Below are 23,333 nucleotides of genomic sequence, written 5' to 3'. Positions count from 1 at the left end.
ACGGCGAGTTCGACGCGGGCACCCGGTCAGCAGTCGCAGCCGCCGGCCGGCGCGGGGGCGGAAGCGGAGGCCGGCGCGGGGGCGGAAACGGGGGCCGGCACGGGGGCGGTCAGGGGGTCGACCGGTTGGCGTACCGTCCCGGCTGCGGTGACCACCGGCAGCCCCTCGCGGACCCAGTACTCGTAGCCGCCGCGCATCTCCTTGACGGCGTAACCGAGCCGGGCGAACTCCAGAGCCGCACGGGTGGCCCCGTCGCAGCCCGGCCCCCAGCAGTACGTGACCACCCGTGCGCCAGCGGGCACCAGGCCGGCGGCGTGCCCGGCGATCCGGGCGGTGGGCAGGTGCACCGCGCCGGGCAGGTGGCCCCGCGCCCAGGCGAGGTCGCCCCGCGAGTCGACCACCACCAGATCCGGAACCCCGGCGGTGAGGTCGGCGTGCACGTCGGCCACGTCGGTCTCGGCGCGCAGACGGGCGAGCAGGTGGGCGGTGGCGGTGACCGGGTCGGCGGCCGGTACGGCGAAGGTGCGGCTCATGTCACCGATCATCGTCGGCGTCGCGGCCGGGCACGAGTGGCGTCGACGCCGCTGACCGCTAACATTCCGCCATGGCAGTGGTCGAGCGCAGCGTCGCCGTCCTGGCGTACCCCGGCATGTCCGTGTTCGAGACGGGCATCGTCACCGAGGTGTTCGGGCTGCCCCGGCCCGAGTTCGGCGTGCCCTGGTACGACGTGACCGTGTGCGCCGAACAGCCCGGCGAGGTGCCGGTGCTCGGCGGCGCGCGCCTGCACACCCCGTACGGGCTGGACACCCTGGCCGCCGCCGCGACGGTGGTCGTACCCGGGGTCGCCGACGTCACCGCCGACCCGTCCCCCCTGCTGGTCACCGCCCTGCGCCGGGCCCACGCCCGTGGTGCCCGCATCATGTCCATCTGTTCGGGCGCGTTCGCCCTGGCCGGGGCCGGCCTGCTCGACGGGCGCGCAGCCACCACCCACTGGCGCTACGCCGACCGGCTGGCCCGCCGCCACCCCCGCGTCCGGGTCCGCCCCGACGTGCTCTACCTGGACGACGGCGACATCCTGACCAGCGCGGGCAGCGCCGCCGGCCTGGACCTGTGCGTGCACGTGGTGCGCCACGACCACGGGGCGTCGATCGCCAACGCCGTCGCCCGACGGCTGGTGATCCCGCCGCACCGCGACGGTGGGCAGGCGCAGTTCATCGAGACGCCGGTCCCCGCCGACCCGGACGACGACCGGATCGCCGCCAGCATGGCCTGGGCGGTGGCCCACCTGGCGGAGCCGCTGACCGTGGCCCGGCTGGCCGGGCAGGCCCGCATGTCGTCGCGCAGCTATCTGCGGCACTTCTCCCGGGCCACCGGCACCAGCCCGATCCGCTGGCTGGTCGACCAGCGGGTGCGGGCCAGCCTGCCCCTGCTGGAGACCGGCGAGACCTCGGTCGAACGGGTCGCCGCGGCGGTCGGCTTCGACAGCCCCGTCACCTACCGGCACCACTTCACGAAGGCGATGCGCACGTCCCCGTCGGCCTACCGCCGCGCCTTCCGCACGGCCGCCGGCCCGCCGGGTGAGGTGACGCGGGACGGGCGTCAGGTGGCCGGCCGATAGAGCTGGTCGATCTCGACGCGGTGGGGCAGGGAGACGCTGGCCCCGAGCCGGCGTACGCAGGCCGCGCCGGCCGCCGCCGCCCACCGCACCGCGTCGACCAGGTCGCGGCCCTCACCCCAGGCGACGGCGAGCGCGCCGGTGAACGCGTCCCCGGCGGCGGTGGAGTCCACCACGTCGACCTCGACCGCCGGCACGTGCACGTGGCCGCCCTCGCGGTCGACGTACCAGGCACCCTGCTGACCGAGCGTCAGCACCGCGCGGGGCACCAGTTCCAGCAGCGCCCCCGGCTCGTCGCGGCCCCGGCCGCCGGTGAGGAACTGCGCCTCGGTCTCGTTGACCACCAGCAGGTCCACGGCGGCGAGCAGGTCCGCCGGCAGCGGCATCGCCGGGGCGGCGTTGAGCACCACCCGGGTGCCGGCGGACCGGGCGGCCACGGCCGCCGCGGTCACCGTCTCGACCGGGATCTCCAGCTGGGCGACCAGCACGTCGGCTTCCCGGACGGCGGTCAGCTCCGCTGCCGTCAGCTCGGTGAACGTGGCGTTGGCCCCCGGGGTCACCAGGATGGCGTTCTCGCCGGCCGCGTTGACCATGACCAGTGCCACCCCGGAGGCGCCGTACGCCACACGCATCTGCTCGGTGTCGACGCCGGCCGCCGTGATGCGGGCGCGCAGCGTCACCCCGAACGCGTCCGAGCCGATGGCGCCGAGGAACGCGCTGGACGCGCCGGCACGGGCGGCGGCGATGGCCTGGTTGGCCCCCTTGCCGCCGGGCACCGTGACGAAGTCCGTGCCGAGCAGGGTCTCGCCCGGCCGGGGCAGGGCGCCGGCGGTGGCCACCAGGTCCATGTTGGCGCTGCCGACCACGACGACCCGGGTCTGCCGCACGGTCGCTCCTTCCGGCCGGCTCAGGCGGCGCGGGCCGTGTACCGGCCGCCGGCGCGGTCGACCAGCAGCGGCAGCCCGAAGGTCTTGGTGAGGTTGTCGCCGGTCAGCGTCTCGTGCAACAGGCCCTGGGCGACGACGCCGCCCTCGCGCAGCAGCAGCGCGTGGGTGAAGCCCGGCGGGATCTCCTCCACGTGGTGGGTGACGAGCACCAGCGCCGGGGCGTCCGGATCGAGGGCCAGCTCGGCGAGGCGGGCCACCAGGTCCTCCCGGCCGCCCAGGTCGAGACCGGCGGCCGGCTCGTCGAGCAGCAGCAGTTCCGGGTCGGTCATCAACGCCCGCGCGATCTGCACCCGCTTGCGCTCGCCCTCGGAGAGGGTGCCGTAGCGACGGTCGGCGAGGCCGCCGATGCCGAGCTGCCCCAGCAGCGTACGGGCCCGGGCCTCGTCGCCGGCGTCGTAGTTCTCCCGCCAGCGGCCGACCACCGACCAGGCGGCGGTGACCACGACGTCGACGACCTTCTCGTCGGTGGGCAGGCGCTCGGCGAGGGCGGCCGTGGACAGCCCGATGCGGGTACGCAGCTCGGTGACGTCGGTGCGGCCGATGCGCTCACCGAGCACGTGGACGGTGCCGGTGCTGGGGTGCAGCAGCCCGGCGGCCAGGTTCAACAGGGTGGTCTTGCCGGCCCCGTTGGGGCCCAGCACGACCCAGCGTTCGTCCAGTTCGACCCGCCAGTCGACGTCGTGCAGCAGGGCGGTGCCGGACCGGCGCACGCCGACGCCGTCGAGGCTGACCACCAGATCCGCGTCCACGGGCGAGGGGGCGGGGGCGGCGCCGGTCGCGCCGGGGATCAGGTCACCAGTCACCCGACCATCCAACCACGCAGCACCGCACTGCCCCCATGGGCGGCGACCCGGGCCTAGGGTGGGGCGGCGTGTCATTGATCACCGTACCCGGAGGGCGCCCCGTGCTGCGACGACGCTGGAGGCCACGCGGATGAGCGCGGTCATCGAGATCGAGGGCCTGCGGAAGACCTTCCGCAGCCTGCGGCGCGGCCGGCGGGTGGCCGTCGACGGTTTCGACCTGCGGGTCGAGGCGGGGCAGGTGCACGGCTTCCTGGGCCCCAACGGCTCCGGCAAGACGACCACGCTGCGGGCCCTGCTCGGGCTCGTCCGGGCCGACGAGGGCCGACTGACGGTGCTCGGCGAGAGCTCACCGGAGCGGCTGCCCCGGGTCGCGGGCCGGGTGGGGGCGATCGTGGAGAGCCCCCAGTTCTTCGGCAACTTCACCGGCGAACGCACGCTGCGCCTGCTCGCCCGGGCCGGCGGGGTGCCGACCGACCGGGTGTACGCGGTGCTGGAGCAGGTCGGCCTGCGCGACCGCGCCGACGAGCGGGTACGCAGCTACTCGCTGGGCATGAAGCAACGGCTGGCGGTGGCGTCTGCGCTGCTGAAGGACCCGGAGCTGCTGATCCTCGACGAACCGGCCAACGGGTTGGACCCGGCGGGGATCCGTGAGATGCGGGACCTGATGCGCTCGCTGGCCGCCTCGGGGGTGACGGTGCTGGTGTCCAGCCACATCCTGGCCGAGATCCAGCTCATCTGCGACCACGTCACGATCATCTCGCGGGGCCGCCGGGTGGCCGCCGGGCCGGTGAGCGAGGTGCTGGCCGGCTTCGACCGGCACGAGTTCCTGGTCCGGGCCGACGACCTGGGCCACGCCGGTGAGCTGCTGCACGCGGCGGGCATGGGCGTCGCCGGGCATGACGACCACCTGGTGGTGACCGGCGTCGACGACGCCACCACGGTCAGCCGCACCCTCGGCGAGCAGGGCGTCTGGGTACGCGAGCTGACGCCGCTGCGGCCGGATCTGGAGAGCGTGTTCCTGGAGCTGACCGGCGCTCCCACCGGCCCCGGGGTGCCCCGGCAGACCGAGGGTCCCACCCCGGCGGCCGGCCGGGACCTGTCGAACGCTGACGAGAGTCGAGGGACACGCACCGGCGGCGACGTGATCGACCTCGACGCACAGGGAGTGGACGCGTGAACCTGGTCCGTGCCGAGCTGGAGCGCCTGGGTGCGCGCCGCTTCGTGCAGCTCATGGTGGTGCTGCTGGTGCTGGCGTTCGGAGTGACCACCGCGACGACGGTGGCCGGGTCACACCAGCCGACGGCGGCGGAGCTGGCGGCCGCCCAGCGGCAGGCTGCCGACAACTTGCGCGACCTGGAGGCCCGGTACGAACGGTGCCTGGCGCGGGAACGCGGTGCCCTGCCCACCGCCCCCGGCGAGGAGGGCGGCTACCTGCCGCGCGACTGCAGCGAGGTCGACCCGGCGTTGCGGGAGCGGCTGCCGGTGGCGACCGACTACCTGACCGGGGTGTTCGTCTTCTCCCAGGAGGCGCTCCCGTTGTTGTACTTCCTCATCGCCTTCCTGGTGCTGTTCGGTTTCCTGGTGGGCGCGTCCTACATCGGGGCCGACCTGAACTCCGGGGGCGTGGTGAACCTGCTGTTGTGGCGGCCACGCCGGATGACGGTGCTGGGCACGAAGCTCGCCGCCCTGCTGGGGGCGGTGCTGGCACTGTCGCTGGTCGCCTCGGTGGTCTATCTCGGCACCTTCTGGACGGTGGCCCGGGCCACGGGCCTGCCCGGCACGCTGGACGCCGCGTTCTGGTCGGAGATCGGCGCGATCTGGGGACGGGGCCTGCTGGTGGTGCTGCTGGCGGCGGCGACGGGTTTCGCGGTCGCGACCCTGGGCCGGCACACCTCGGCGGCGTTGGGGGCGGTCGCGGCCTACGTGGTGGTGTGGGAGCTGGGTGCCCGCCTGGTGATGGAGATCCTGGAGACGGCGAGACCCGACCAGCTGATGTTGTCCAGTTACGTCGGCGCGTGGCTGGCGGGGCGGGTCGAGTTCTGGGACGGCCGACCCTGCGTCCCCACGTCCTACGGCTCGTGTGACCTGATGTACGAGTTGACCTGGCCGACCGGCCTGGCCGTCCTGCTGCTGCTGGCCGGCGGGCTGACGACGGCGGCATTCGCCGTGTTCCGTCGGCGCGACCTGATGTGAGCCACCCGCACACGGGGCCGCGCCGGCCCGGCGCACCACCCCCGGGGCGGCGCCATCTTGCGCGGGCAGGTTCGGCGGCGAAGAATTCCTTCACATGGCCGCCGGCTGCGTATCAGCTCACCGTGGAGCATCAGCCCACCGTGGAGCCGAACACCTCGTCGCGGACGGCGTCCAGGGCGGTGCGCAGCGCGCCGTGCAGGACCGGCTCCTCGGTCAGCCCGGTGGGCACCACCCGGGGCCGCACCAGGGTGATCGCGGCGACCTCGCGCTGCACCCGCTCGGCCAGCGCCGTCCCGCCGGCCTGACCGACCTCGCCGGCCAGCACCACCAGGGGCGGGTCGAGCACCACACAGGTGCTCGCCACACCCAGAGCGAGCCGGCGGGCCACCTCGTCGATCATCGGGCCGCCGTCGTCGACCACCCGCGCGCCGCCAGCGCCGTCGGTGATGGCCGCCCGCACCGCCCCGGCGGCGGTGTCGTCGGGGTAGCCGTACTCGCGGGCCAGGGCCAGCACCGCGTCGGCTCCGGCGAGCTGCTGGAAGGCGGGCTTCGCCCGGCGGGAGACGTCCCGCGGGATGGGCGCACCGGGCACCGGCAGGTAACCGATCTCGCCGGCCGCGCCGCTGCTGCCGTGGTGCAGCCGACCACCGAGCACGATCGCCAGGCCGACGCCGGCACCGACCCAGACCAGCACGAAGTCCGACACACCCCGGGCCGCGCCGGACTGCGCCTCGGCGATCGCGGCGAGGTTGACGTCGTTCTCGAAGACCACCGGAGTGTCCAGGTCGTCGCGGAGCGCGGCGAGCAGACCGGTGTGCCAGCGCGGCAGGTTGAACGCGAAGGTGATGTCGCCGGTGTGCGGGTCGACCAGACCGGGGGTTCCCAGCACGATCCGGCGGACGCTGGAAAGCGGTGCCTGGGCGCTGCTGGCGGCCTGCACCACCGCGTTGTGCACCACGCCCACCGGGTCGTCGGTGTCCCGGGTGGACTGTTCCACCCGGCCGAGGACCGCTCCGGTGATGTCCGCGCACGCGGCGACCACCCGGTCCGGGCCGACGTCCACGCCGACGACGTGGGCACTGCCGGGTCGCACGGCGTACAGCTGGGCGTTCGGGCCCCGCCCGCCGGCCTGCTCGCCGACCCGGGCGACCAGGCCGCGCTCCTCCAGGCGCTCCACCAGCTGCGACGCGGTGACCTTGGACAATCCGGTCAGCTCGCCGAGCCGGGCGCGGGTCAGCGGCCCCTGCTCGAGCAGCAGCTCCAGCGCCGCACGGTCGTTGAGCGCCCGTAACAGGCGGGGGGTGCCGGGCAGCCTGGTCGCACTCATGCCACGTCCTCTAGTTTTAGTAAACTTTGCTAACTGTAAACCGACCTGGGAACGGGTAGCCGTAGCGTATCGGCCACGTGGGAGCGCTGCGCTCGGCCGACCCGGCACGACACCGCACACCGGAAGGGGAGATCACGTTGGGGCTCGATGCAGGACTGCGCCGCCTCGTGCTGGGCACGCTGCTGGCCGCGTACCCGGGGCCGGTTCCGCCCGCCTGGGCGGTCGGCCTGGTGGCCGACGGCCTGGCCGGGCACACCCTGTTCGGCACCAACGTCCACGACCCGGCCCAACTCGCGGCGGCCACCGCCGCACTGCGCGCCGGCCGCCCGGACGTGCTGGTCGCCATCGACGAGGAGGGCGGCGACGTGACCCGGCTGGCGCACGCCACCGGCAGCCCCTACCCGGGCAACGCCGCGCTGGGCGCGATCGACGACCCGGCCCTCACCCGCGAGGTCTACGCGGCCATCGGCGCGGAACTGGCCGCCGCCGGCATCACCGTGAACCTGGCCCCGACCGTGGACGTCAACACCGCCGACGAGAACCCGGTGATCGGCACCCGCTCGTTCGGGGCCGATCCGGAGCGGGTCGCGACGCACACCGCGGCGGCGGTACGCGGCCTCCAGGACACCGGAGTGGCAGCCTGCGCGAAGCACTTCCCCGGCCACGGGGCGACCGTCGCCGACTCGCACCACGAGTTGCCGCTCGTCGACGCGCCCCTCGACGTGCTGCGCCGCCGCGACCTGCCACCCTTCGCCGCCGCCGTGGCCGCCGGCACCCGGGCCGTGATGACCGCCCACATCCGGGTGCCCGCCCTCACCGGCGACGACCCGGCCACCTTCAGCCGGGCCGTCCTGGTGGACCTGCTTCGCGGGGAGTACGGCTTCACCGGGGCCGTGGTCACCGACGCCCTGGAGATGAAGGGCGCGGCGGTTGCGGCCGGCGGGATCGGTCCCGCCGCCGTGCGGGCCCTCGCGGCCGGAGCCGACCTGCTGTGCATCGGTGCGAAGGTCGACGCGAGCCTGGTGGAGCACGTCGTCGCCGCGATCGTGGCCGCCCTGGGCGACGGCAGCCTCGACCGGGGGCGCGTCGAGCAGGCCGCCGGCCGCGCCGCCGACCTGGCGGCCGGGCTGCGGGCCGACAGCCGGCCCGCAGCCCCGGCACCCGAGCTGGGGTACGCGGCGGCCCGCCGCGCCGTACGCGTCGAGGGGGCGTCGCCCGGGTGGCACCGGCCCCTGGTCGTGCAGTTGCATGCCGCGTCCACGATCGCCGAGGGGCGCGTCCCGTGGGGGCTCGGCCCTCACCTCGCCGACACCGAGCAGGTACGCGTCGTGGCCACCGAGACCGACGCCGCCGCGCTGCGCCGGCTCGCGGGCGACCGGCCGATCGTGCTGGTGGGCCGGCACCTGCACCGGCTGCCCGGTGGGGTCGGGCTGGTGTCCGCGCTGGCCGCCGAGCACCCGGTCGCCGTGGTGGAGATGGGTTGGCCCGCGACCTGGCGACCGGCCGGCGTCCGTGCGTTCGTCACCACCTACGGGGCGAGCCACGCCAACGGCCGCGCCGCGGCGGAGGCGCTCGGCCTGGCGGGCTGAACGTCGACCCACGAGGGGCGGTGCCGGAGGTCCGGCACCGCCCCTCGTGGTCCCGGCCACCCCAGTGTTGAACGCGTTCAAGTTCTGTCATACGCTGACCCGAGGAACTTGAACAGGTTCAAGAAGGGCGTGAGATGGACATCAAGGTGTGGATGTACCTGGCGTACCTGGCCGTCAGCATCGGGCTGACCGTCTGGGTGGCCCGCGCGTTGACCCGCAACGGCATGGTCTTCCTCGACGACGTGTTCGCCGACGAACGCCTGGCCCGCGCGGTGAACAACCTCCTGGTCGTCGGCTTCTACCTGCTCAACCTCGGCTACGTCACCGTCGCCATGCGGCACGCCGACCCGGTGCACACCGCCAGCGAGGCGATGGAGGAGCTGTCGCTGAAGATCGGCCTGGTGCTGCTGGTGCTCGGCGCGCTGCACTTCTTCAACGTGTACGCCCTCAACCGTTACCGGCGCGGCCGACTGCGCCAGACCGCCACCCATCCCCCGCTCGCCCCGGTCGGCCACCTCCCGCAGACCCCCGTCCCGGCCCAGGGCGGTCACCACCCGCAGGCCGGCGGGCGACCGACCGCGTTCCCACCGCCGCAGTGAGTCACCCGCCCCGGCCGGACGGGCCGCCGGATCCCACCGCACACGGGGGCGGTGGGATCCGGGCACTCACCGTCCTCTACGACGCGCACTGCCCGCTGTGCCGCACCGCCCGCCGCTGGCTCGCCGAGCGCCCCCAGCTCGTACCCCTGGAGTTCGTGCCGGCCGGCTCGGCGCAGGCCCGGCGGCGCTTTCCCGGCCTGGACCACGACGCCACCCTGCGCGACCTGACCGTGGTGGCCGACACCGGCGCGGTGTACGCGGGCGACGGCGCGTGGTTCGCCTGCCTGTGGGCACTCGCCGACCACCGGGAGACCGCCGACCGGCTGGCCCGCCCCCGCCTGCTGCCACTGGCCCGCCGGCTGATCGTCACCGCCGCCGCGCTGCGGGAACGACTCCGCGAGCCGCAGCAACGGACGGTCGACGACCCGACGGGATACGGTGACGCCGATGACCGACCAGACTGCGCCGACGACCGCTGCGGGTGAACCGGCGACCGCGCGCGGCGAGCAGACCCGGCGGCTGATCCTGGACACCGCGATGCGGCTGTTCCGCGAGCGCGGGTACGCCCGCACCACCATGCGGGCGATCGCGCAGGAGGCCGGTGTCGCGGTCGGCAACGCCTACTACTACTTCGCGTCCAAGGACCACCTGATCCAGGAGTTCTACGCCCGCACGCAGGACGAACACCGGGCGGCGGCCCGGCTCGTGCTGACCCGGGAAAGCGGATTCGCCGCGCGGCTGGCCGGGGTGCTGCACGCCGGCATCGACGTGCTGACCCCCTCGCACGAGTTCGCCGGTTCCTTCTTCAAGACCGCCGCCGAGCCCACCTCGCCGCTGAGCCCCTTCTCGGTGGAGTCGTCGGCCCCCCGGCAGGCGTCGATCGCCCTGTTCGCGGAGGTGCTCACCGGTTCCACCGCCAAGGTCGACCCCGAGCTGCGCGCCGAGCTGCCCGAGCTGCTGTGGCTGGCGTACATGGGGGTGGTCCTGTACTGGGTGCACGACCGTTCACCGGAGCAGGCGAAGACCCGACGACTGATCGACGGCGCGGTGCCACTCGTCGACCGGCTGGTGGCACTGTCCCGGTTGCGGGTACTCCGCCCCGTCACCCGGCAGGCGATCGACCTCATTCGCACGCTGCGTCACTGACGCCCGGCGTCGGGCCGAAACAGCCCGCCCAGGTCGAGTCCACTATTGGACAGTCATGACCAGCCGTACGCCACTTGCCCCACACCCTTTCGATACGTAGCGTGATCGCCAGCGACTGACCCGCACCGGGGACCTGGGGGGAGGCTGCGGACCGTGGATCCGGCCCGGGATCCACGGTCCGCGCCCTGCCGACGCGTCCCTCGGCTCGGGTGGACGCCAAACTCGGCTCGGGTGGACGCCGCACTCAGCTCGGGTGGACGCCGCACTCAGCTCGGGTAGACGCCGAACGACCGCCAACCCCGGTCCGGGAACCCGGCCGCCTCGGCGACCCGCGCGGAGGCGAGGTTGCCCCGCGCGTGCAGGTAGGTCGGCACCGCGCCCTCGGCGAGCACCCGGCGGGCCGCCTGGGCCACCAGCCGCCGGGCCAGTCCCCGGCCGCGCGCCACCGGGACGGTGCCCACCGCCAGCTCGTGGCCGTACGCGTCGTGCCGTTTGATCCCCACCCCGGACAGGTAGCGGCCCCGCCCGTCGCGCGCCACCAGCACCGCCCGGTCGAACAGTCGCAGCCAGGACGGCAGCCCCGGCAGATCCGGCGGCACCCACTCGCCCGCGTCCGGCAGGTCGGCCGCCGTCGCACACCACCGGAACACGTCGTCGTGCACCTCCCAGGCCGGGTGACCGACCGCCGCGGGCAGCGCCGACAGCAGCCGCGCCGGATCGGCACCCACGGCCGGGGCCGGTTCGCCGCCCACGGCCCGGACCGAGTCGCCGACGAGGGCACGCACCGCGTCGACCCGGTCCGGGGCCACCGACAGCACGGTGCTCGCCCCGACGCCGACCGCGAGGGCCGGGCGCAGCCGGCCGTCCCAGGCGGGCCGGGCCCGCCGGTAGGAGCGCACGACGTGCAGGCCGGGGCCGGCAGGCCATTGGCCGAGCCAGGTCGCGAGGTGCTGGTGCAGTCGCCGGTCGAGCATCGACCCACCTCCCCGCGCGGTCCGCGCCGACCCGTTCCGTAGATCACGGTACGACGGACCGCCACGGCGGGCGTGCCGACCCCCGCAGCCACCGTAAGAAGCATGAAAGACCCCGAGGGGGTACGCGCCGCTACGCTGGCCGGCACGCGAGGGAGGTGCCCGGTGGCGCAGCGGGTGCTGGTCGTCGACGACGACCGGACGGTCAGTGACGTGGTGTGCCGCTACCTGGAACACGCCGGTTACCGGGTGGACCACGTCGGCGACGGGGCCGCCGCCCTGGCCGCCGTCGCCGCCGAGCCCCCTGATCTGGTCGTGCTCGACCTGATGCTGCCGGTGCTCGACGGGCTGGAGGTCTGCCGGCGACTGCGGGCCCGGCCGGACGGCGTACCCGTGATCATGCTGACCGCGCGGGGTGACGAGGCTGACCGGATCCTCGGGCTCCAACTGGGCGCGGACGACTACCTGGGCAAGCCGTTCTCTCCCCGCGAGCTGGTGCTGCGGGTCGGCTCGGTGCTGCGGCGGGTCGGCGGGGAGCCACTCGGCGCGGGCCCCGCGGTGCTGACCGACGGTGGCCTGGAGGTGGCCACCGGGCCCCGGGTGGCACGGCTGGACGGCCGGGAGCTGACCCTGACGCTGCGGGAGTTCGACCTGCTGGCGCACCTGATGCGCCATCCCGGCCGGGCGTTGCGCCGGGCGGAGCTGCTGGAACGGGTGTGGGGTTGGAGCTTCGGCGACCAGTCCACGGTGACGGTGCACGTGCGGCGGCTGCGGGAGAAGATCGAGGCCGACCCGGCGCGGCCCCGGCGGATCGTCACCGTCTGGGGCGTGGGCTACCGGTACGAGCCGACCGATGGGTGACCTGCTGCTCATCTTCGCGGCGGCGCTCGGTGCGGCGTCGGGCGTGGGGGCGGCCGGTGCGTTGGCGCTGCGGGCGCTGCGGGGCCGGTCGGTCACCGTGCACGTCGTGGCACTGCTCACCGTGACCGTCGCCGCCGTGGTCGCGGGCGTGGTGGTGGTCGCCGAGGCGATGTTCCTCTCCGCCCACGACCTGGAGGTGGTGCTGATCACCGTGTCGGCGGCGGCCGTGGTCAGTCTCGCGATGGGCTGGTTGTTCGGTCGCCGGCTGGCTGCCGCGGCGGTGTGGGCCGACCAGGCCCGGCAGCGGGAGCGTCGGGTCGAGCAGGGCCGGCGGGACCTGGTGGCCTGGGTGTCGCACGACCTGCGCACTCCCCTCGCCGGGCTCCGGGCCATGGCCGAGGCGCTGGAGGACCGGGTGGTGCGTGACCCGGCGACTGTCGCCGAGTACCACCGCCGGATCCGGGTGGAGACCGACCGGATGGCGCGGCTCGTGGACGACCTGTTCGAGCTGTCCCGGATCAACGCGGGCGCACTGCGACTGAGCCTGGCCGCGGTGCCACTGCGCGACGTGGTCTCCGACGCCCTGGCCGGCACGGCGCCGCTGGCCGCCGCCCGCCGGATCCGGCTGGAGGCCGCCGAGCAGGGCTGGCCGACGGTGGTGGCCAGCGAGCCGGAACTGGCCCGGGTGGTGGGGAACCTGCTGGTCAACGCCGTGCGCTACACGCCGGACGACGGCACCGTCCGGGTGGAGTCCGGGCGCGACGCCGAGAGCGCCTGGCTGGCCGTCACGGACACCTGCGGCGGCATCCCGGAGCGGGACCTGTCCCGGCTGTTCGAGGTCGCGTTCCGGGGTGAGCCGGCGCGTACCCCGCGGCCACGCGACGGCGGGGCGGCCCCGTCCGGCGGCCTGGGCCTGGCAATCGTGCGCGGTCTGGTTGAAGCGCATGGCGGGCGGGTAGAGGTTCACAACGTCGCGGGCGGCTGCCGGTTCGTGGTTCGGCTCCGACCAGCGGGAACCTGACGCATCGACTGTACGTCATATTCATTTCCATACATGGCCAACTTTGTCTGGGACGGTAGGGGTCATGCCAAATCACCCGAACGACCGGCACCACCAGGACATCCGACAGATCTGGCGTGGAACGGGGGTCGCCGGGCGCTTCCCGGCGCAGCCGCCGTACCGGGGCACCCGCGCCGACCTCCCCTGGGGGGAGCTGAACCGACTGCCGGCCGGAACGTCCACCCGCAACCTCGGCGCCCACTGACGTTGCCGGCACGGCGGCGACACACCCGGCGGTCCAGCGGCACCGTTCGCACACCTGTCGGGTAACTTCTTCTGGTCCGGCACCCGGCCACCGACAGGAGAAGCTCCGCGCATGGGCAAGAAGACGATCCAGGTCTCCGACTTCAGCGGCACCGTGCTGCGGCCCGACGACGAGGTCGTCAAGGTCGTCGTGCTGGAGCACCCTGACCTGGTGGCCGGGCCCGTGCAACTGGACGCCACCCCGACGGAGGTGGAGAACATCGACGACGCGGCGCTGGACGTGGCCGTCGTCGAGATCCACGACCGGCTGGGTGGTGGCGAGCCGCGCCGGGTGGTGCTGACCGCGAGCGAGTTCGACGCGATGGCCACCGACGTGCCGATGGCGCAGCTACTCAAGACCGCCGAGCGGGTGCGTCCGCCGAAGGCCCGCCGGGGCGCCGAGAAGGTCGACTACAGCACGATCGAGCACGCCGGCAGGCCGCACCGGGGCCGGGTCACCGAGGAGGAGGCCCGGCTGGTGCGGGAGCGGCTCGACGAGGTCAACAAGCGCCTCGCCGACGCCGGGATCCGCCAGGTCGACCCGACCGACCCCGAGCACGCCGCCCGGTACGGCTTCCCGACCGAGCCCTGACACTCCCCGGCCACCCCGCCAGCTCCCCGATGCTCACCCCTCGGCGGTCCGCACGGCGTCCCGGATCGCCGAGGCGATCGCGGTCTCGGCCGCGCCCTTGTCGACACCGAGGCCGGTGAGCACCCCGTCGCCTCCCTCCTGCTCCAGCAGGGCCAGCAGGATGTGCTCGGTGCCGATGTAGTTGTGCCCCAGGCGCAGCGCCTCCCGGAAGGTCAGCTCCAGGGCCTTCTTCGCCTGCCCGTCGTACGGGATCAGGGCCGGCACCTCGCCGCCGACCGGCGGCGGCAGCGCGGCCGTCGCGGCCTGCCGGACCCGCTCCAGCGGCACCCCCGCCGCCACGATCACCCGCGCGGCGATCGCCTCGGGCTCGGCGAGCAGGCCGAGCAGGAGGTGACCGGGGCGGATCTCGGCGTGCCCGCCCGCCCGCGCCTCCTCCTGCGACATCATCACGACGTTGCGGGCGGGCAGGGTGAACCGGGCGAAGCCCTGCTGCGGGTCCAGGGGCGCGTCGGTGGCCTTGGGCACGAACCGCTTCTGCGCCGCCTGTTTGCTGACCCCCATGCTGCGGCCGATGTCGGTCCACGAGGCGCCGGAGCGGCGGGCCTGGTCGACGAAGTGACCGATCAGGTGGTCGGCGACGTCGCCGAGGTGTTCGCCCACGACCACCGCGTCGGCGAGCTGGTCGAGCACGTCGGGACGCGCCGTCTTGATGCCCTGGATCAGGTCGTCCAGGCGTACGGGGTTGCTCATCTGCACGGGATCCGTCATGCGTCAACCATAGGTTGACGGACCATAATCGTCAACCCTGAGTTGACGGCAGCTATTCGCGGTTACCGGCCCGCCACCGAGCCGCAAACCGGTGTTCAGCCTGCGTCCGACCCCCCTGTGCCAGGGTGGGTCGGCCTGCGGAACCGACCACCGCCGGCCGTCCGTCCGTCCCGGGAGGCAGCATGGCCAGACGCGTCTACCTGCACGTCGGCGCGCCGAAGACCGGCAGCACCTACGTGCAGCACGTGCTCTGGAAGAACTGGAGCGCCCTGCGGGACGCCGGCATCCTGCTGCCCGGCAGCTCCACCGCCCACGACCAGGCCATGGCCGACCTGCGCGAGGTGTACTGGCGCGACGGCGACGCCCGATGGACGTGGGACCGCCTGGCCGCCAAGTGCCGCAAGTGGTCCGGTGACGTGATCATCAGCAACGAGGGGCTGGGCGCGGCCACCGGCGAGCAGGCGGCACGCGCGGTCGAGAGCCTGCAACCCGCCGAGGTCCACGTCGTCGTGGCGGGACGCGACCTGTGGCGCACCTTCCCGTCCACCTGGCAGCAGAGCATCCGGGCCCGCAGCGCCTGGCGCTTCGGCGACTTCCTGCGGGCCGTCGAAGCCGGGAAGTTCGACACCTTCTGGGACAACTACACGGCTCCCCGGATGCTGCGCCGGTGGGGCGACCTCGTCCCCGCCGAGCGCCGTCACCTGGTCACGGTCCCACCCTCCGGCGCCCCGCACGACCTGCTGTGGCGGCGCTTCGCCGGCGTCCTGGGCATCCCCGACGGGCTGTGCGAACTGGACGTGCCCACCTCGAACCCCTCCCTCGGCGCGGCCGAGGCCGAGGTGCTGCGCCGCGTCAACCAGGCTCTCGGCGACCGGTATCCGCTGCGGACGCCGTACCAGAAGGTCGTCCAGCGTCACCTGGTCGACGCGGTGCTCAAGCGACGGCCGAACGAGCTGAAGTTCGGCGTCGGTCTGGAGCGGGCCGAGTGGGTGAGCGACCTCGCCGACCAGCAGATCAAGGAGCTGCGGGACTACCCGTGCCAGGTCGTGGGCGACCTCGCCGAACTGCGGCCGACCGGCATGAAGCAGACCCTCATCCCGGACGACCTCGCCGACGCGCAGGTCCTCGACGCGGCGATCCAGACGATCGTCGGCATGCTGGGGCACGCCGACGCGCTCGGTCGCCGCGCGGACCGCCACCCCGAGGAGGTCCTCTCGCGACTCGGAGCCCGCGCCGCTGGAGGGGTGCGGCGCAGGCTCCGCCACGCCATCCGCCGCGACCCCGCGTAGGCCCCACGCCGCCCGCCTCCCGCGCCGGGCCGTCCACCACCCGGCTACCGTGGTGACGCCGGACCTTCAGTCCCGGCCCAGGCCGAGGTGGGGAGGGGTCGTGCGTCTGCACGTGGGCTGCGCAATGTGGAGCCACCGGGCGTGGCCGGGTCACGGCCTGCCCCCGCACGAGCGCCTGCGAGACTACGCCGCCCGGTGCACCGCCGTCGAGGGCAACACCACCTTCTACGCCACCCCCGCCAGGCAGACCGTGGCGAACTGGGCCGAGCAGACCGACCCCGACTTCCGGTTCGTCCTCAAACTTCCGAAGACCGTCACCCACGAGCGCCGCCTCACCGACGTCGACGCCCCGCTGCGCGCCTTCCTCGACGCCATCGAGCCACTCGGCCCACGCGCGGACACCCTGTGGATCCAACTGCCCGGCTCGTTCGGCCCCGCCGACGTGGCCACCCTCGGGCGCTTCCTGCGCCGGCTGCCCACCACCCACCGGTACGCCGTCGAGGTGCGACACCCCGCCTTCTTCACCGACACCGCGACGGCGGCCGGGCTCGAAGCCGTGCTCGCCGCAGTGGCCGCCGAGTGGATCCCGTTCGACACCACCGCCTTCTTCGCCAGCCCGCCGACCAGCGACGCGGAGCGGGACGCCTGGACGAAGAAGCCGCGCCTGCCGCTGCGCACGACCGCGCTGACCGACCGCCCGATCGTGCGCTACCTCGGCCGCGACGCCACCGAACGGACCGTCGAGGGCTGGCAGCGCTGGGTCGACCTCACCGTCGGGTGGCTGCGCGAGGGGCGCTCCCCCACCATGTTCGTGCACACCCCCGACAACGCCGACGCGCCGACGCTCGCCCGCCGCTTCCACGACGAGATACGCGCCCGCGTTCCCGAACTGGCACCGCTGCCCGAACCGATCCCCGTCGAGCCGCTGACCCTGTTCTGAAGGGCGCGTGCGGGCCGGGGCGGTCCGGCGGCAGCGCGCTCCGGCAGCGGAGATGCGCCCGCCCGCCGTCACCCGACCGATCCCGCATCCTTTCCGACCCGGCCGACCCGCCCCGATCGGCTGGGCCAGCCGAGGAACCGGTCGTACATGGTGGCGGCGCTGCCCGTCACGACAGGGTCGCACCGGTGCAGCTCGTCGATGGCGGCGTGCAGGCAGCCGGCCAGGTGAAGGAACAGGCCGATGCGGTTGCCGTCGTACTCGGCCAGGAGATCGAGTTTCGCGCGTCCGCAGGGCCAGGGTCGCGCGCAGACCCGACACAACCACAGGGGACGCAGCGGCACGTGCGGCCCGTCGCGGCGGGTCATCCCTCGGCCCGCACGGAGGTACGCCGCGCCGGCGTGCGGCGCTTCCGTCGTACGGGCGAGGGCGATTCCGTCTGCCGGATCATGCCCGCAGGCATGACGTACAGCTCGCGGCGGGCGGTCGCGTCTCCCCGGTCGTCGAGCTGATAGCACTCGATCCACGCCCAGCCCTGGTAGGTGGACCAGTCCGACCGGTGCCGGATCACCCGAACGGTGATCGGCGTGACGAACTGCGGGGACGCGGCCCGCGTCAGCCGGAACACGTCGCCCGGCCTGATCGGTGGGGGGTCTGACGTTGGCGGCACAGGCGTCCCCGATCGTCGGAAGGCTGGGGCCGGGGGCCACTGCGGATGCTCGCCCGGCAGCGGCCCCCGGCGACGAACGCGACCACCGGGCCGGGGGGACCAGCCTCCACCGGTCGCGCCGTCTCGAACCCACCCTGCCGACGATTGCGGAGCAATCACACCGCGTTGCAGAATGAACACCTTACGTACGGGACGTTCCAGAGAGGAGCGCGGATGAACCGGGCCGTTCAAGCCGCGATGGTCGAGGCTGGACTGACCGCCGACAGCCTCGCAGCTCAGATAGGGGTCGACCCGAAGACTGCCGCTCGCTGGTCGAGTCACGGACGAATTCCTCAGACCCGGCATCGGGCCGCAGTTGCAAAGCTCCTTGGGAAGGACGTCACCGAACTCTGGCCGGACGCTCTCAAACGAAGAGAGCCGGCTTGGTTCCGGCCCTGGGCAGAGATCGAACGGGAGGCGCTCTCCCTACGCAGCTTCCAGCTCGCCTGGATTCCAGGTCTCCTCCAGACCGAGGCGTACGCGCGGGCGACGCTCGCGGGCGAACCCCTGACGCCGGCAGAGGTCGACAATCTCGTCACCGCGCGGATCAGCCGCCAGGCGGTCCTGCGCCGGGAACGTCCGCCACTCCTCGTCGCGATCCTCGACGAATCGGTCCTGCGGCGCACGCTCAATGGTGAGCGGGCCATGATGGCCGAACAGATCGCCTACCTGGCGGAGTGCGCCACCCGGCCCGCTGTCCAGGTGTTCATCGTGCCTGCCGGCACGGGGATGTACCCCGGCCTCGGCGGCCCCTTCACCATCGCCGAGATGCCGGACGGCGGACGGGTCGCCCACGTCGACAGCCAAGCACAAGCGCAGATCATCGATCGAACGGCGGACGTTGCTACGCTGGACCGGCGCTGGGAACATGTGCGCGCAGAAGCCCTGTCCCGGGCACAGTCCCTCGACCTCCTCAGGGAAGCGGCAGCATCATGGACCTGAACCTGACTGACGCGACGTGGCGCAAGAGCACGAGAAGCGGCAACAACGGCGGCGACTGCGTCGAGGTCGCCGACAACCTGCCCGGCGTGGTCGGCGTACGCGACTCGAAGGACCCGACCGGGCCGGCGCTGGCGTTCCGGCCGTCCGCCTGGAAGGCGTTCGTCACCCAGGTCCGCGCCTAGCCTGACCGGTCGGACGACGACCCGGACCGACGGCGGCCAGGCGGCGTGGGCGTCCGACAGGATCTGGTCCCCTGAGCTTCGAATGCGCCGGTCAGGCGTCGGCCAGCAGGCGGCGCAGGGTGGCTGCCTCGGCACCCAGCAGGTCGGGGTCGTCGTCGACGAGGAACTCCAGCATGGCGTACCGCTGCCCGGGGGCGGTCCTGGCCACGGCGAGGTATGCCGCCCAGTCGGAGTATCGACACCGCAGCGGCAGGCGTCTGCGTTGCGGTGTCCAGGCGAAGACGTGCAGGTTGGCCAGGTACGGCAGTACGGCGCGCAGGTCGGCGAGGTTCTCGGCGCGGTCCCGCTCGGGCTGCGGCTGCCACAGTGTGCGGATTGGCAGGTCGGCCACGGCCTCCAGCAGCCGCGCCGTCGACTCGCGGGTGTCGGTGAGCGTGTCGCGGTGGTACTCGAAAGCGATGGTGAGGCCCACCGCCCCAGCCAGGTCCGCGATGCGGCGCGCGTCCTCGACGACGCTGGCGCGGTAGGCGGCGTCGGCCTCGCTGCTGGGCCGTCGTCCGGCCCAGACCCGGACGACGGGTGCGCCGAGCAGCTCGGCCGTCCGCACGACCGACTCCGGCGACAGGCCCTCGGCCGCCGAGTGGCCCAGTCGGTAGTACGACCCGTACGCCGCTGTCTCCAGCCCGGCACCAGCGGTGAGGGCGGCGACCCGGCGGGCCGCCTCGTCGTCGCCGGCCGGCACGTGGACGTCGCCACCCCACTCGATCCCACGCAGGCCGGCCGGTTGGGCCAGGGCCACCACCTCGGCGGGGGTGAGCTGCCGGAACGTCACCGAGACCAGGCCGGGGCGCAGTGTCATGTCGGAAACCACCATAGCCGCGAGATCGGCGGGTACGCGCCGCAGTGCCACCGGGCGCAGGAACCGACGTACGGCGGCGGTGCCGACGTGCCCGGGCGGCGACCTGCGCCATCCCGGCGATGCCCGCTGTGGGGTCCTCGGGTCGTGGTTTCGGGTCCTGTACCCGTTTACTCTGGCTCGTGCTCCTGGTGGGCACAGCTGCGCTCCTCGCCACCATGCCGGCCACGCTCGCCGCGACCTGCCGCCACCGAGAACTCGGCTGCAACGCCTCCGGCACCGGCATCCCCACCAACTGCACCATCAACGGAAGGCCCCGCTGATGGCGCGGCCCCGACGGCACCACCGCCCACCACGCCACCACCGCCCACCACGCCACCGACGACACCGCCACCCAGGGATGGACCGCTCCGACCGGGTGCAGGTGCTCAACAATCAGCTCGGCCCCAACGTCACCGCCGAACACGTGAACGTCAAGGAGGGCACCGAAGGCGGCGTGATCCGTGGCAACCAGTTCGACGGCCGGGGCATCTCCGGAGCCAACTCCGCCGACTCGTGGGTCGACGTCAAGGGCAGGAACTACCTGATCGAGGGCAACACCGGCACCTTCCGGACGCCCGGCACCTTCGCCAACGGCTACGAGACGCACAACCTGCTCGACGGTTACGGCTGCGGCAACACCTGGCGCATCAACACGTCAGACCTCGGCGACGTCGGCCGGTACGCCATCTACGTCACGTCGACGTCGAAATGCTCCTCGAACCCCAACGTCGTGTACTCCTCCAACACCGTCACCAACGCGGTGAACGGGCTGACCAACTTCCCCACCACCGGGTAACCCGACCTCCGGACCCCGGCCGGACACTCCTGCCGATCGTGTCCGGCCGGGGCTCCAGTTCAGCGGCGGCACCCCGTTGGTATGTCGGCCGCCACCATCGAGCCGGCCGTTCAGGTGCGGCAGCGCGAAGGGGAGGCCGTTACGCCCCGGCCTCCCCTTCGCCCGCCACGTGTGTGTCGCAGAGGTTCAGTGCTGGTCGAGTGGCAATGCGAGGTCGACGACCGTGTAGTCGCCGAAGGTGCCCTGCTTGTCGGCGTCACCGGTCAGCATGTCGATCTTGTAGAGCTGGCTGTCGTGGTCGACTTGCAGAACGGCGTAGCCCTTGTTGTAGACGGCCCTGTCGTCGCGGATGCTGCTGTAGATGTCGAAGCCGGCCCAGATGCCGGCGTCGACGCCGAGCCTGCCGGTGGCGGCCAACTGACCGGCGTTGGCGGGAGACTGTACCGCGACCTGGTCAAGGTCGGTGTCGATGTCGAACAGGGTGGTGGCGGTGTCCGGGTCGAGGTCGTTGTTGGTGTACGCGGCACAGGTCACGCCCATGGCGACGTCCGTCGACGGCGGGTAGGTGAGCGTGCCGTCCTCGACGGTGGTGTCGTCGTTGACGTTGTGCCGCAGGTTCTGGCCCTGGTCGCTGATGACCCGCAGCCGGTCGGCGGCCGGGTTGAAGTCGACACCGAAGTAGCGGCCCCTGAGCGGGACGCTGAGCTGGCTCACCTCGGTGGCCTTCGCGTCATGGGTGGAGATCAGGTAGATCCCGCCCTCGTCACCGACGCCGTACAGGTGGCCGTTCTGGACCCGGTAGTCGATGCCCACGAGCTTCTCGCCGTCCTCCAGCCACACCCGCCCGATGGTGCAGGCGTCCCACGGCTTGTCGACGTCGAATGTGATCAGCTTCTGGTCGTCGGTCAGCCCGATGGCCTTGAGCCCATCCCGGCCGCCCTTCCTGTCGTACGTCGACCGGTCCTCGCCCTTGTGGTCGTCGTACTTCGACCAGTAGCCGCTCCTGTCGTCGTCGTACCGCGACTCGTGGTCCTCACCCTTGTCGTAGCGGTTCTTGTCGTGGCCGTAGTTGGAGTGACACGCCTTGTCGCGGTCGTGCTTCCCGTCGTCCCACGACCCGCCATCGGCGGCGGCCGGGCCGGCGAACGCCCCGACGCCGACAGCGACTGACAGGCCAGCGACCAGCACACGCCTGTTGAGTAGATACTTCATGTTGAGTACCTTCCTGTCACGGATAGACCGAAAGCCTCCGATCGGTCCCAGCAACATGAAAGCAGCTCGCAGGAGCCCCCGGAATGACAATCGGTGATGGTGAACCCGTTCGGCTGAAAGCATCCCTGACCAGCCGAAACACCCAGCACCACCCAGACTGCCGCCCGCTCGTCGATCCCAGTGATCGGCGCAGCTCGGCCGGCTGCGACAACCCGTGACCGGCCACGACCCGCCGCGATCCCGACGCGACCCCGACCGGGCAGACCCACCTCGACCCGCCCGCACCGGTCACGTTGCGCCCTCGCTCGGAGCGCCGAGCCGACGGGCGTTCCGGAGCGACGAGCCTCAGAACCACTGCTGTACGACGACCGCCGCGCCGCCGCTGTTGTCGCCGAGGTTGTTGTCGTTGTAGGTGAAGACCAGTTGCGGCGCCGGACCGCCGTTGCTGGAGTACAGCATGCAGTCGCTGTCAGTGCCGACCGGGAACCAGGAGTTGGGCCCGTGGTCCCGGCGGGTCTTCTTCACCCACATCGAGCCCGTGGTGACCCGGGCGATGAGCGCGTACCGGGGAGCACCGGGTGCCGGCCAGCCGCCGGCGGTGGGCGCGGCCGGCAGCTCGCCGGCGATGCTCTTGGTGGTGCCCCACAGATCGACCTGGACGGTGCCCTGCGCCCGCACCCGGAAGGCGTCGCTGTGGATGATGTTGATCGGTGACGTCCACGTCGCCTGCTGCCTCCCCGGCGCGAGCCAGGCAACGGGATCCTGATGCTGCATGGGGGCCGAGTCGTAACAGCTGCCCAGGGCGGTGTCGGCCATCGCCGGACCAGCCGGCAGCAACGTGACCGTGAGCGCCAGGGTGAACACGGTGGCAGCGGAGATGATCGATCTGGCCTGCATGCTCGCTCCTGTCGGAGAGTCCGCCGACGGCAGCGGCCGACGGCGGAGCCCAGTGTGTCCCACCACACCAACTCACAAACCCCGTAATTCCTATGTGGATCGGGCGGACGCTGAGTCAGGATGACGACTTTCCCTGGCTTCCCTCCAAGGTGGCGCGGCTAGCCTCGGTGCCAGAGAGCTACCAGCACCCGCGAACAGGGGGAACCATGCCGGAGCCGATCACGCTTGCGCTGGTGGGCGGGGCGATTCTGACCGAAGGTGTGCGGTTCCTCTACGACCAGGCGGGCGAGTTGCTCCGCCAGCGCCGGGAGCGAACCAGCGAGCCCTCCGACGACGTCACGCACCGCATCGAGTTGCCGCAGGACACATTCGACGGACAGTTGACCGAGCCGTCAGTCGATGGGCAGCGGCTGACGGAAGCGACCCCCGTGCTGCGGGCAGCGTGGGCCGGAGCTGCCCCGTACGCACAGGGCATCGACCCGGTCACGCCGGACGACCCAGCCTCGCTCGCCGCTGTCGACCAGCTCCGGCTGGCCCTGGAGGCGGTGGTCGGCCAGCGCATCACCTTCAGGGGCGAGGCACGTGAGCGGTCGGGCGTTCGGGCCGTGCAGCGCATCGACGAGCTCGATGGCGATGCCGTGGGAATCGATGCCGGCTCGATTCAGGGGCGCGCCGAGTCCGAGCAGGACATCAGGAAAGCCAAGGGCACGGTCACCGGCATCCGTGCGGAACGGATCGGCCCCTGACTCGCGGGAAC

Annotated in this window: 29 protein-coding genes; 18 read left to right on the top strand and 11 right to left on the bottom strand. The window is 73.0% G+C overall.

Annotated features, from left to right (window positions below):
* Nucleotides 1-26: 26 nt before the first annotated feature.
* The gene (locus tag GA0070616_RS19015; RefSeq protein WP_091091126.1) at nucleotides 27-533 is read right to left on the bottom strand and encodes a rhodanese-like domain-containing protein; all 507 of its coding nucleotides are present in this window, start codon (nucleotides 531-533) and stop codon (nucleotides 27-29) included.
* 71 nt (nucleotides 534-604) lie between these two features.
* On the opposite strand from GA0070616_RS19015, the gene ftrA reads away from it, so the two are divergent.
* Complete coding sequence (gene ftrA, locus GA0070616_RS19010; protein WP_175440130.1) at nucleotides 605-1,618, top strand: transcriptional regulator FtrA; 1,014 nt, start codon at nucleotides 605-607, stop codon at nucleotides 1,616-1,618.
* On the opposite strand, the gene GA0070616_RS19005 is transcribed toward ftrA, so the two are convergent.
* Complete coding sequence (locus GA0070616_RS19005) at nucleotides 1,600-2,502, bottom strand: ribokinase (protein WP_091084584.1); 903 nt, start codon at nucleotides 2,500-2,502, stop codon at nucleotides 1,600-1,602. The two genes, ftrA and GA0070616_RS19005, sit on opposite strands and share 19 nt — an antisense overlap.
* Before the next feature lie 20 nt (nucleotides 2,503-2,522).
* Nucleotides 2,523-3,440 carry an ABC transporter ATP-binding protein gene (locus tag GA0070616_RS19000; protein ID WP_091084581.1) on the bottom strand — a complete coding sequence of 306 codons (918 nt, stop codon included), beginning with the start codon at nucleotides 3,438-3,440 and terminating at the stop codon, nucleotides 2,523-2,525.
* Nucleotides 3,441-3,495: 55 nt separating this feature from the next.
* Between GA0070616_RS19000 and GA0070616_RS18995 the strand changes: the two genes are divergently transcribed.
* Both GA0070616_RS18995 and GA0070616_RS18990 read left to right on the top strand, forming a co-directional pair.
* The gene (locus GA0070616_RS18995; protein ID WP_091084578.1) at nucleotides 3,496-4,542 is read left to right on the top strand and encodes an ABC transporter ATP-binding protein; all 1,047 of its coding nucleotides are present in this window, start codon (nucleotides 3,496-3,498) and stop codon (nucleotides 4,540-4,542) included.
* Entirely contained in the window at nucleotides 4,539-5,558 is a 1,020-nt protein-coding gene (locus GA0070616_RS18990) for an ABC transporter permease subunit (RefSeq protein ID WP_091084575.1), read from the top strand. The genes GA0070616_RS18995 and GA0070616_RS18990 overlap by 4 nt, the downstream gene beginning before the upstream one ends.
* Nucleotides 5,559-5,688: 130 nt before the next feature.
* Here GA0070616_RS18990 and GA0070616_RS18985 read toward each other — a convergent pair whose 3' ends face one another.
* Complete coding sequence (locus tag GA0070616_RS18985) at nucleotides 5,689-6,885, bottom strand: ROK family transcriptional regulator (protein WP_091084572.1); 1,197 nt, start codon at nucleotides 6,883-6,885, stop codon at nucleotides 5,689-5,691.
* A gap of 137 nt (nucleotides 6,886-7,022) precedes the next feature.
* On the opposite strand from GA0070616_RS18985, the gene GA0070616_RS18980 reads away from it, so the two are divergent.
* The 4 genes from GA0070616_RS18980 to GA0070616_RS18965 all read left to right on the top strand — a co-directional run bounded on the left by GA0070616_RS18980 (nucleotide 7,023) and on the right by GA0070616_RS18965 (nucleotide 10,219).
* Nucleotides 7,023-8,474: a glycoside hydrolase family 3 N-terminal domain-containing protein gene (locus GA0070616_RS18980; RefSeq protein ID WP_091091123.1), complete on the top strand. Its 1,452-nt coding sequence runs from the start codon at nucleotides 7,023-7,025 to the stop codon at nucleotides 8,472-8,474.
* Between the two features lie 134 nt (nucleotides 8,475-8,608).
* Entirely contained in the window at nucleotides 8,609-9,073 is a 465-nt protein-coding gene (locus GA0070616_RS18975; protein WP_245712831.1) for a hypothetical protein, read from the top strand.
* Nucleotides 9,070-9,558 (top strand): thiol-disulfide oxidoreductase DCC family protein, encoded by a 489-nt coding sequence (locus GA0070616_RS18970; protein WP_091084570.1) that lies wholly within the window; start codon nucleotides 9,070-9,072, stop codon nucleotides 9,556-9,558. The genes GA0070616_RS18975 and GA0070616_RS18970 overlap by 4 nt, the downstream gene beginning before the upstream one ends.
* Nucleotides 9,521-10,219: a TetR/AcrR family transcriptional regulator gene (locus GA0070616_RS18965; protein WP_091084567.1), complete on the top strand. Its 699-nt coding sequence runs from the start codon at nucleotides 9,521-9,523 to the stop codon at nucleotides 10,217-10,219. Before GA0070616_RS18970 ends, GA0070616_RS18965 begins: the two co-directional genes overlap by 38 nt.
* 266 nt (nucleotides 10,220-10,485) lie before the next feature.
* Here GA0070616_RS18965 and GA0070616_RS18960 read toward each other — a convergent pair whose 3' ends face one another.
* Nucleotides 10,486-11,193 (bottom strand): GNAT family N-acetyltransferase, encoded by a 708-nt coding sequence (locus GA0070616_RS18960; RefSeq protein WP_091084564.1) that lies wholly within the window; start codon nucleotides 11,191-11,193, stop codon nucleotides 10,486-10,488.
* A 162-nt stretch (nucleotides 11,194-11,355) separates the two neighbouring features.
* On the opposite strand from GA0070616_RS18960, the gene GA0070616_RS18955 reads away from it, so the two are divergent.
* The 4 genes from GA0070616_RS18955 (at nucleotide 11,356) to GA0070616_RS18940 (ending at nucleotide 13,946) form a co-directional block, all read left to right on the top strand.
* Nucleotides 11,356-12,051 (top strand): response regulator transcription factor, encoded by a 696-nt coding sequence (locus GA0070616_RS18955; protein WP_091084561.1) that lies wholly within the window; start codon nucleotides 11,356-11,358, stop codon nucleotides 12,049-12,051.
* Entirely contained in the window at nucleotides 12,044-13,072 is a 1,029-nt protein-coding gene (locus GA0070616_RS18950) for a sensor histidine kinase (protein WP_091084558.1), read from the top strand. The genes GA0070616_RS18955 and GA0070616_RS18950 overlap by 8 nt, the downstream gene beginning before the upstream one ends.
* A 64-nt stretch (nucleotides 13,073-13,136) precedes the next feature.
* A complete protein-coding gene (locus GA0070616_RS18945) occupies nucleotides 13,137-13,316 on the top strand; it encodes a hypothetical protein (RefSeq protein WP_091084554.1) in 180 nt (59 codons plus the stop codon).
* A 111-nt stretch (nucleotides 13,317-13,427) separates the two neighbouring features.
* On the top strand, nucleotides 13,428-13,946 hold the full coding sequence (locus GA0070616_RS18940; protein WP_091084550.1) for a hypothetical protein: 519 nt from the start codon (nucleotides 13,428-13,430) through the stop codon (nucleotides 13,944-13,946).
* Between the two features lie 33 nt (nucleotides 13,947-13,979).
* Here the strand turns inward: GA0070616_RS18940 and GA0070616_RS18935 are convergent, their stop codons facing one another.
* Nucleotides 13,980-14,714 carry a Clp protease N-terminal domain-containing protein gene (locus GA0070616_RS18935; protein ID WP_091084546.1) on the bottom strand — a complete coding sequence of 245 codons (735 nt, stop codon included), beginning with the start codon at nucleotides 14,712-14,714 and terminating at the stop codon, nucleotides 13,980-13,982.
* A gap of 182 nt (nucleotides 14,715-14,896) precedes the next feature.
* Here GA0070616_RS18935 and GA0070616_RS18930 point away from each other — a divergent pair, with 182 nt between their 5' ends.
* Both GA0070616_RS18930 and GA0070616_RS18925 read left to right on the top strand, forming a co-directional pair.
* Nucleotides 14,897-16,003, top strand: a complete 1,107-nt coding sequence (locus GA0070616_RS18930; RefSeq protein WP_091084541.1) for a hypothetical protein — start codon at nucleotides 14,897-14,899, stop codon at nucleotides 16,001-16,003.
* A 124-nt stretch (nucleotides 16,004-16,127) separates the two neighbouring features.
* Entirely contained in the window at nucleotides 16,128-16,943 is an 816-nt protein-coding gene (locus GA0070616_RS18925; RefSeq protein ID WP_217628267.1) for a DUF72 domain-containing protein, read from the top strand.
* Nucleotides 16,944-17,011: 68 nt separating this feature from the next.
* On the opposite strand, the gene GA0070616_RS18920 is transcribed toward GA0070616_RS18925, so the two are convergent.
* On the bottom strand, nucleotides 17,012-17,308 hold the full coding sequence (locus GA0070616_RS18920) for a hypothetical protein (RefSeq protein WP_091084534.1): 297 nt from the start codon (nucleotides 17,306-17,308) through the stop codon (nucleotides 17,012-17,014).
* Complete coding sequence (locus GA0070616_RS18915; protein ID WP_245712830.1) at nucleotides 17,305-17,568, bottom strand: hypothetical protein; 264 nt, start codon at nucleotides 17,566-17,568, stop codon at nucleotides 17,305-17,307. The genes GA0070616_RS18920 and GA0070616_RS18915 overlap by 4 nt, the downstream gene beginning before the upstream one ends.
* 255 nt (nucleotides 17,569-17,823) lie before the next feature.
* Between GA0070616_RS18915 and GA0070616_RS18910 the strand changes: the two genes are divergently transcribed.
* Entirely contained in the window at nucleotides 17,824-18,591 is a 768-nt protein-coding gene (locus tag GA0070616_RS18910; RefSeq protein WP_091084525.1) for a helix-turn-helix domain-containing protein, read from the top strand.
* Nucleotides 18,588-18,773 (top strand): DUF397 domain-containing protein, encoded by a 186-nt coding sequence (locus tag GA0070616_RS18905; RefSeq protein ID WP_091091119.1) that lies wholly within the window; start codon nucleotides 18,588-18,590, stop codon nucleotides 18,771-18,773. Before GA0070616_RS18910 ends, GA0070616_RS18905 begins: the two co-directional genes overlap by 4 nt.
* Nucleotides 18,774-18,864: 91 nt before the next feature.
* Here the strand turns inward: GA0070616_RS18905 and GA0070616_RS18900 are convergent, their stop codons facing one another.
* Nucleotides 18,865-19,632 (bottom strand): sugar phosphate isomerase/epimerase family protein, encoded by a 768-nt coding sequence (locus GA0070616_RS18900; RefSeq protein WP_091091115.1) that lies wholly within the window; start codon nucleotides 19,630-19,632, stop codon nucleotides 18,865-18,867.
* A gap of 188 nt (nucleotides 19,633-19,820) precedes the next feature.
* Here GA0070616_RS18900 and GA0070616_RS29195 point away from each other — a divergent pair, with 188 nt between their 5' ends.
* Nucleotides 19,821-19,952 carry a hypothetical protein gene (locus tag GA0070616_RS29195; protein WP_281188201.1) on the top strand — a complete coding sequence of 44 codons (132 nt, stop codon included), beginning with the start codon at nucleotides 19,821-19,823 and terminating at the stop codon, nucleotides 19,950-19,952.
* Between the two features lie 77 nt (nucleotides 19,953-20,029).
* The gene (locus GA0070616_RS18895; protein ID WP_217628215.1) at nucleotides 20,030-20,467 is read left to right on the top strand and encodes a hypothetical protein; all 438 of its coding nucleotides are present in this window, start codon (nucleotides 20,030-20,032) and stop codon (nucleotides 20,465-20,467) included.
* A gap of 186 nt (nucleotides 20,468-20,653) precedes the next feature.
* Here GA0070616_RS18895 and GA0070616_RS18890 read toward each other — a convergent pair whose 3' ends face one another.
* Both GA0070616_RS18890 and GA0070616_RS18885 read right to left on the bottom strand, forming a co-directional pair.
* Nucleotides 20,654-21,679: a DUF4394 domain-containing protein gene (locus GA0070616_RS18890; RefSeq protein ID WP_091084521.1), complete on the bottom strand. Its 1,026-nt coding sequence runs from the start codon at nucleotides 21,677-21,679 to the stop codon at nucleotides 20,654-20,656.
* Between the two features lie 345 nt (nucleotides 21,680-22,024).
* Complete coding sequence (locus GA0070616_RS18885) at nucleotides 22,025-22,576, bottom strand: hypothetical protein (protein WP_091084518.1); 552 nt, start codon at nucleotides 22,574-22,576, stop codon at nucleotides 22,025-22,027.
* Nucleotides 22,577-22,782: 206 nt separating this feature from the next.
* Between GA0070616_RS18885 and GA0070616_RS27720 the strand changes: the two genes are divergently transcribed.
* Nucleotides 22,783-23,322: a hypothetical protein gene (locus GA0070616_RS27720; RefSeq protein ID WP_139128944.1), complete on the top strand. Its 540-nt coding sequence runs from the start codon at nucleotides 22,783-22,785 to the stop codon at nucleotides 23,320-23,322.
* Nucleotides 23,323-23,333: the final 11 nt, after the last annotated feature.

The organism is Micromonospora nigra (assembly GCF_900091585.1).
Lineage (GTDB): Bacteria > Actinomycetota > Actinomycetes > Mycobacteriales > Micromonosporaceae > Micromonospora > Micromonospora nigra.
Note: the sequence above shows the minus strand (reverse complement) of the source record. Positions and strands in the feature narration are given on the sequence as shown.

Coding starts and splice junctions, on each gene's coding strand:
- GA0070616_RS19015 (WP_091091126.1), bottom strand. CDS start 533: ATGAGCCGCACCTTCGCCGTACCGGCCGCCGACCCGGTCACCGCCACC.
- ftrA (WP_175440130.1), top strand. CDS start 605: ATGGCAGTGGTCGAGCGCAGCGTCGCCGTCCTGGCGTACCCCGGCATG.
- GA0070616_RS19000 (WP_091084581.1), bottom strand. CDS start 3,440: ATGACACGCCGCCCCACCCTAGGCCCGGGTCGCCGCCCATGGGGGCAG.
- GA0070616_RS18995 (WP_091084578.1), top strand. CDS start 3,496: ATGAGCGCGGTCATCGAGATCGAGGGCCTGCGGAAGACCTTCCGCAGC.
- GA0070616_RS18985 (WP_091084572.1), bottom strand. CDS start 6,885: ATGAGTGCGACCAGGCTGCCCGGCACCCCCCGCCTGTTACGGGCGCTC.
- GA0070616_RS18975 (WP_245712831.1), top strand. CDS start 8,609: ATGGACATCAAGGTGTGGATGTACCTGGCGTACCTGGCCGTCAGCATC.
- GA0070616_RS18965 (WP_091084567.1), top strand. CDS start 9,521: ATGACCGACCAGACTGCGCCGACGACCGCTGCGGGTGAACCGGCGACC.
- GA0070616_RS18960 (WP_091084564.1), bottom strand. CDS start 11,193: ATGCTCGACCGGCGACTGCACCAGCACCTCGCGACCTGGCTCGGCCAA.
- GA0070616_RS18950 (WP_091084558.1), top strand. CDS start 12,044: ATGGGTGACCTGCTGCTCATCTTCGCGGCGGCGCTCGGTGCGGCGTCG.
- GA0070616_RS18945 (WP_091084554.1), top strand. CDS start 13,137: ATGCCAAATCACCCGAACGACCGGCACCACCAGGACATCCGACAGATC.
- GA0070616_RS18940 (WP_091084550.1), top strand. CDS start 13,428: ATGGGCAAGAAGACGATCCAGGTCTCCGACTTCAGCGGCACCGTGCTG.
- GA0070616_RS18935 (WP_091084546.1), bottom strand. CDS start 14,714: ATGACGGATCCCGTGCAGATGAGCAACCCCGTACGCCTGGACGACCTG.
- GA0070616_RS18930 (WP_091084541.1), top strand. CDS start 14,897: ATGGCCAGACGCGTCTACCTGCACGTCGGCGCGCCGAAGACCGGCAGC.
- GA0070616_RS18925 (WP_217628267.1), top strand. CDS start 16,128: ATGTGGAGCCACCGGGCGTGGCCGGGTCACGGCCTGCCCCCGCACGAG.
- GA0070616_RS18920 (WP_091084534.1), bottom strand. CDS start 17,308: ATGACCCGCCGCGACGGGCCGCACGTGCCGCTGCGTCCCCTGTGGTTG.
- GA0070616_RS18910 (WP_091084525.1), top strand. CDS start 17,824: ATGAACCGGGCCGTTCAAGCCGCGATGGTCGAGGCTGGACTGACCGCC.
- GA0070616_RS18900 (WP_091091115.1), bottom strand. CDS start 19,632: ATGACACTGCGCCCCGGCCTGGTCTCGGTGACGTTCCGGCAGCTCACC.
- GA0070616_RS18895 (WP_217628215.1), top strand. CDS start 20,030: ATGGACCGCTCCGACCGGGTGCAGGTGCTCAACAATCAGCTCGGCCCC.
- GA0070616_RS18890 (WP_091084521.1), bottom strand. CDS start 21,679: ATGAAGTATCTACTCAACAGGCGTGTGCTGGTCGCTGGCCTGTCAGTC.
- GA0070616_RS18885 (WP_091084518.1), bottom strand. CDS start 22,576: ATGCAGGCCAGATCGATCATCTCCGCTGCCACCGTGTTCACCCTGGCG.
- GA0070616_RS27720 (WP_139128944.1), top strand. CDS start 22,783: ATGCCGGAGCCGATCACGCTTGCGCTGGTGGGCGGGGCGATTCTGACC.